General features: G+C 67.1%; 4 protein-coding genes. 2 read left to right on the top strand and 2 right to left on the bottom strand.

Annotated features, from left to right (window positions below; translation table 11 throughout):
• Positions 1-39: 39 nt before the first annotated feature.
• Positions 40-858, bottom strand: a complete 819-nt coding sequence (locus A612_RS00275; RefSeq protein WP_019372621.1) for an adenosylcobinamide-GDP ribazoletransferase — start codon at positions 856-858, stop codon at positions 40-42.
• Positions 859-915: 57 nt separating this feature from the next.
• A complete protein-coding gene (gene ilvA / locus A612_RS00270) occupies positions 916-2481 on the bottom strand; it encodes a threonine ammonia-lyase, biosynthetic (protein ID WP_019372620.1) in 1566 nt (521 codons plus the stop codon).
• Between the two features lie 296 nt (positions 2482-2777).
• Here ilvA and A612_RS00265 point away from each other — a divergent pair, with 296 nt between their 5' ends.
• Complete coding sequence (locus A612_RS00265; protein WP_019372619.1) at positions 2778-3227, top strand: OsmC family protein; 450 nt, start codon at positions 2778-2780, stop codon at positions 3225-3227.
• Between the two features lie 277 nt (positions 3228-3504).
• Positions 3505-4536 (top strand): porin, encoded by a 1032-nt coding sequence (locus tag A612_RS00260; protein WP_040435257.1) that lies wholly within the window; start codon positions 3505-3507, stop codon positions 4534-4536.
• The last annotated feature ends 332 nt before the right edge of the window (positions 4537-4868 follow it).

The raw sequence follows: 4868 nt of genomic DNA, 5'->3' as shown, positions 1-4868 counted from the left end.
CCCCCAGCCACAGGCGCGCGCCGCGCGGGGCCGCGCGGCTCACCACGGCCCCGGCGGCGCCCCCAGCGCCAGTGCCGCCCCGAGGTAGAAGGCCAGCTCGCCGAGCTGTTGCGAGGCGCCCAGGCAATCGCCGGTAAAGCCCTGCAGGCGGCGGGCGAAGCGCCAATGCATCCAGGCGGCCCCCAGCGCGCTTGCCAGCACCGCCGCCAGCAGCGCCCCGCCCCCCAGCAGGCGAGCCGCGAGCGCCAGGGGCGGCAGACACCACAGCGCCGCCGTCCCCAGGCTGCCTGTGGAAATGCGGTCGGCCAGTGGCTTGCTCTTGGACGTGGCGGTATCGCCCACGTGCGGCAGGCCGCGCACGGTCAGCAGCGGCCACAGGCGCGACAGCACGTGCCCGCCCGCCAGCGCGGCCAGCGGCACCGCCGCGCCGTGCCCCGCCAGCTGCGCCAGCACCCCCACCTTGGCCAGCAGCGCCAACACCAGCGCCAGCGTGCCGAAGGCGCCCATGCGCGAGTCCTTCATGATCTCCAGGGCGCGCTCGCGCGTGCTGGCGCCGCCCAGGCCGTCGGCCACGTCGGCCAGGCCATCCTCGTGGAAGGCGCCCGTCAGGTACACGGTCGCAGCCGTCGAGAGAGCGGCCGCGACCAGGGCCGCGCCGGGCCCGTGGCCGAGTGCCTGGTGCAGCGTGCCGAAGACCAGCACCGCCGCCAGCGCCACCAGCCAGCCCACTCCCGGAAAATGCCCGGCAGCCGCGCGCAGCATCTGCGGGCTGAAGCCCACCCACCCGGCCAGCCTTCCGGTCACCGGCAGGCGCGTGAAGAACTGCACGGCCAGCAGGTAGTGGCGCAGCCCTTGCATGGCGGTCCTAACCGGTGCGGAGAGGGCGCCCCGGGGCGGGCCTCGGCACTCTGCCGCTCATGCCCCGTTGCCCTGCAGGAACATCCGATAGGCCGGGTTGTCTGTCTCCTCCACCCAGGGATAGCCCAGCGTCTGCAGGAAGGCATCGAAGGCTGCCGAGTCGCCCGGCGGCACCTGCATGCCGACCAGGATGCGGCCGTAGTCCGCCCCCTGGTTGCGGTAGTGGAACAGCGAGATGTTCCAGGTCGGCTGCATCAGGTTCAGGAACTTGAACAGCGCCCCCGGCCGCTCGGGGAAGGTGAAGCGCATCAGCCGCTCGTCGCGCGCCAGGTCCGAATGCCCCCCCACCAGGTGCCGCAGGTGCTCCTTGGCCATCTCGTCGTGCGTCAGGTCGAGCGCCGCAAAGCCCGCCTTCTGGAAGCTGCGCACCAGCTTGTCCGACTCGCCCCGCCCGTGCGTGGACAGCCCCACGAAGACGTGCGCGCGCTGCCGGTGGCTGATGCGGTAGTTGAACTCGGTCACGCTGCGCGGGCCGCCCGGCAGCGCGCCCACCACTTCGCAGAAACGCTTGAAGCTGCCGCGCTCCTCGGGGATGGTCACGGCGAACAGCGCCTCGCGCTCCTCGCCCATCTCGGCGCGCTCGGCCACGAAGCGCAGCCGGTCGAAGTTCATGTTCGCGCCCGACAGGATCGCCGCATAGGTCTGGCCGCGGGTTTTCCTCTCGGCCACGTATTGCTTGATGGCCGCCACCGCCATCGCACCGGCCGGCTCGACGATGCTGCGCGTGTCCACGAAGATGTCCTTGATGGCGGCGCACACCGCGTCCGTGTCCACCAGCACGTACTCGTCCACCAGCTCGTGCGCCACGCGGAAGGTCTCCTCGCCCACCAGCTTCACGGCCGTGCCGTCGGAGAACAGCCCCACGTCGTCGAGCTGCACGCGCTCGTGCGCCCGCACCGAGCGCGCCATGGCGTCGGAGTCCTTCATCTGCACGCCGATCACGCGGATCTCCGGGCGCACCGCCTTGATGTAGCTGGCCACGCCGGCGATCATGCCGCCGCCGCCGATGGCGACGAACACCGCGTCGAGCCCGGTCCCGAGCTGCTGCACCTGGCGCAGCATCTCCATCGCGATGGTGCCCTGGCCGGCGATCACGTCCGGATCGTCGAAGGGGTGCACGAAGGTCAGGCCCTGCTCGGCCTGCAGCTGTGCGGCATGGGCGTAGGCATCGGAATAGCTCTCGCCGCTGAGCACCACCTCGCCGCCGAGCGTCTTCACCGCGTCGATCTTCAGCTGCGGCGTGGTGGTCGGCATCACCACCACGGCGCGCGCGCCCAGGCGCGCCGCGCTCATCGCCACGCCCTGCGCATGGTTGCCGGCCGAGGCGCAGATCACGCCGCGCGCCAGCTGCTCGGGCGTGAGCTGCGCCATCTTGTTGTAGGCGCCGCGCAGCTTGAAGCTGAAGACCGGTTGCTGGTCCTCGCGCTTGAGCAGCACCTTGTTGTGCAGGCGGCGCGACAGGCTGCGCGCGGGCTCCAGATCCGACTCCACCGCCACGTCGTAGACGCGCGCCGTCAGGATTTTCTTCAGGTAGTCCAGGGGAGTGAGGGGCTGCTGGGTCATGGGAAATCGGCCTGCCGCCCTGCAGGAAGGGGCGGAGCGGGCGCCATCATAGGGGGCGCTGCGTGGACAAAAAAAGCCCCGGACACCAGGCCCGGGGCTGAATCCATCTTTTGAGGAGATGGAGGAGACAATCTGTGCGGGCCGCCCGCCTTCCGCTGGAACGCGCTGCGGTCAACGCATGGGCCCATTGTAGGGCCATCTTGCTGCGCCGCAGCAAAATAAGGATGTCTGCGGCCTTTCATGCAGCCCGGCCGCGGTTTTTGTTGTCTTTTACCCACCATTTCGGAGGATCTTCCATGGAATGCACCGTCAGTTGGACCGGCAGCGCGGGCACGCGCTCCGGCATGGGCTTCGTTGCCGAGACCGGCAGCGGCCACGTGATCGCCATGGACGGCGCCCCCGATGCGCAGCGCCCCGAACTGGGCGGCCAGAACCTCGCGCCGCGCCCGATGGAGACGGTGCTGGCTGGCACGGGCGGCTGCACCGCCTACGACGTGGTGATGATCCTGCGGCGCGGCCGCCACGACGTGCGCGGCTGCAGCGTGCACCTGAGCGCCGAGCGCGCCGCAACCGACCCGAAGGTGTTCACGCGCATCCACATGCATTTTCGCGTGACGGGCCGCAACCTGCCCCGCGAGGCCGTGGCCCGGGCGATCGACCTGAGCCACGAAAAATACTGCTCGGCCAGCATCATGCTCGGCGCGACGGCGCAGGTGACGACCGACTTCGAAGTGGTCGAGGACTGAGCCCTGCCTGCAGCGTCTGGCCGGCGAGAAGAGTTGTATTTGCACAACAAACCTTCCCGGACGCGACATCTGCCGCTATGTTGTTCCATTGCAACGAAATCGGGCTTTCGCCCCGAATCTGAGGGAATTCCTTTGCCTAGAGTCGCACGCTCTGTTGCAATAGGATCAACTTCCCCACCAGGAGGTTGGCCCGGGGAACCGGCGGGGCTGTGCGTGAGCCGCACATCCAAGTCCTCTACGATCCGGGGCCCTCTGTTTAACCTTGGAGTAACTCGCAATGAAAAAATCCCTGATTGCACTGGCAGTGCTGGCTGCTTCCGGCGCCGCAATGGCCCAATCCTCCGTGACGCTGTTCGGTATCGTTGACACCGCTTTCGGCTACGTGGACAACGCTAACGCCGCTGGCGACAGCGTGTATGGCCTGAGCACCAGCGGCAACGCAACGAGCCGTCTGGGCTTCCGCGGCGTGGAAGATCTGGGTGGCGGTCTGAAGGCTGGCTTCTGGCTGGAAGGCGAAATCTTCGGCGACGACGGCAATAGCAAAGGTTTCAACTTCCAGCGCCGTTCCACGGTCAGCCTGGCTGGTGGTTTCGGTGAAGTGCGCCTGGGCCGTGACCTGACCCCTGGCTTCTCCAAGTTCATCTCCTACGACCTGTTCGGCCAGGTCGGTATCGGCCAATTCATGGGCTGGAGCAACTGGTACGGCACGAGCGGCGATGCCAACGGCATCCGTTCGAGCAACATGATCAGCTACTACACCCCCAACTTCAGCGGCTTCACCGCTGGCCTGGGCTATGGCTTTGACGAGCAAACCTCTGGCAAGGCCGGCCGCTACGTCGGTGGCTACGTTGCCTACGAAAACGGCCCCCTGGGCGTGGTTGTGTCGTACGACCAGCGCAACCTGGCTGCCGATGTGGACCGCAACGCTCTGACCGTGGCTGGTTCTTACAACCTGAACGTTGTGAAGCTGAACGCCATCGTCCAGCAGACCAAGGATGACGTGCCCGGCGCTTCCGACCGCAAGGTCAACGCCTACGCTCTGGGTGCTTCCGCTCCCATCGGCGCTGGCGAAGTCAAGGCCCAGTACGCTCTGTACGACCAGAAGGCCATCGACTCCAAGGCTCACCAGATCAGCCTGGGTTATGTCCACAACCTGTCCAAGCGTACGGCCCTGTACGGCACCGTGGCTTACCTGAAGAACAAGGACGCTTCCAACCTGGGCCTGGCTGCCAGGAACCTGAGCACCGGCGGCCCCGGCGCTGGCGAGAACCAGACTGGCGTGCAACTGGGTATTCGCCACTCCTTCTAATCTCGGGCTGGCGTGAGGCCAGCTTGGATAAAGAAGACAAAACCGCTGCCTTCGGGCAGCGGTTTTTTTTTCGTCTGCGGTTTGGTGTCTCTTGTGCGACGATTTTTCGGGTTAACCCCTGTGGCTGTAAAGCGATGGACCCTTGCCCCTGCCCGGCGGGTTTTCGACAATGAAGCCTCCTCGCTTCCTGCCAAGAACACGATTTGGCCGCAGGGCCCCTGGTGGAGGAGAAGTCGAGTGTTGTGAAGCGAGTGGCGCACGTCCAGTGAGCGAGTTCATCAAGGCGTGGCTGCGAATCTTGAGCCGGTTTGACCTGCCCCCTTCAGGCGTGC

It is taken from the genome of Melaminivora alkalimesophila, from assembly GCF_000282995.1.
Taxonomy (GTDB): Bacteria; Pseudomonadota; Gammaproteobacteria; order Burkholderiales; family Burkholderiaceae_C; genus Melaminivora; species Melaminivora alkalimesophila.
The sequence above is the reverse complement of the archived record's forward strand: the minus strand, read 5'-3'. Positions and strand labels throughout refer to the sequence as shown.

Excerpts from the sequence above, each read along its gene's own strand:
- ilvA (WP_019372620.1), bottom strand. The coding sequence starts at position 2,481 with ATGACCCAGCAGCCCCTCACTCCCCTGGACTACCTGAAGAAAATCCTG.
- A612_RS00275 (WP_019372621.1), bottom strand. The coding sequence starts at position 858 with ATGCAAGGGCTGCGCCACTACCTGCTGGCCGTGCAGTTCTTCACGCGC.
- A612_RS00260 (WP_040435257.1), top strand. The coding sequence starts at position 3,505 with ATGAAAAAATCCCTGATTGCACTGGCAGTGCTGGCTGCTTCCGGCGCC.
- A612_RS00265 (WP_019372619.1), top strand. The coding sequence starts at position 2,778 with ATGGAATGCACCGTCAGTTGGACCGGCAGCGCGGGCACGCGCTCCGGC.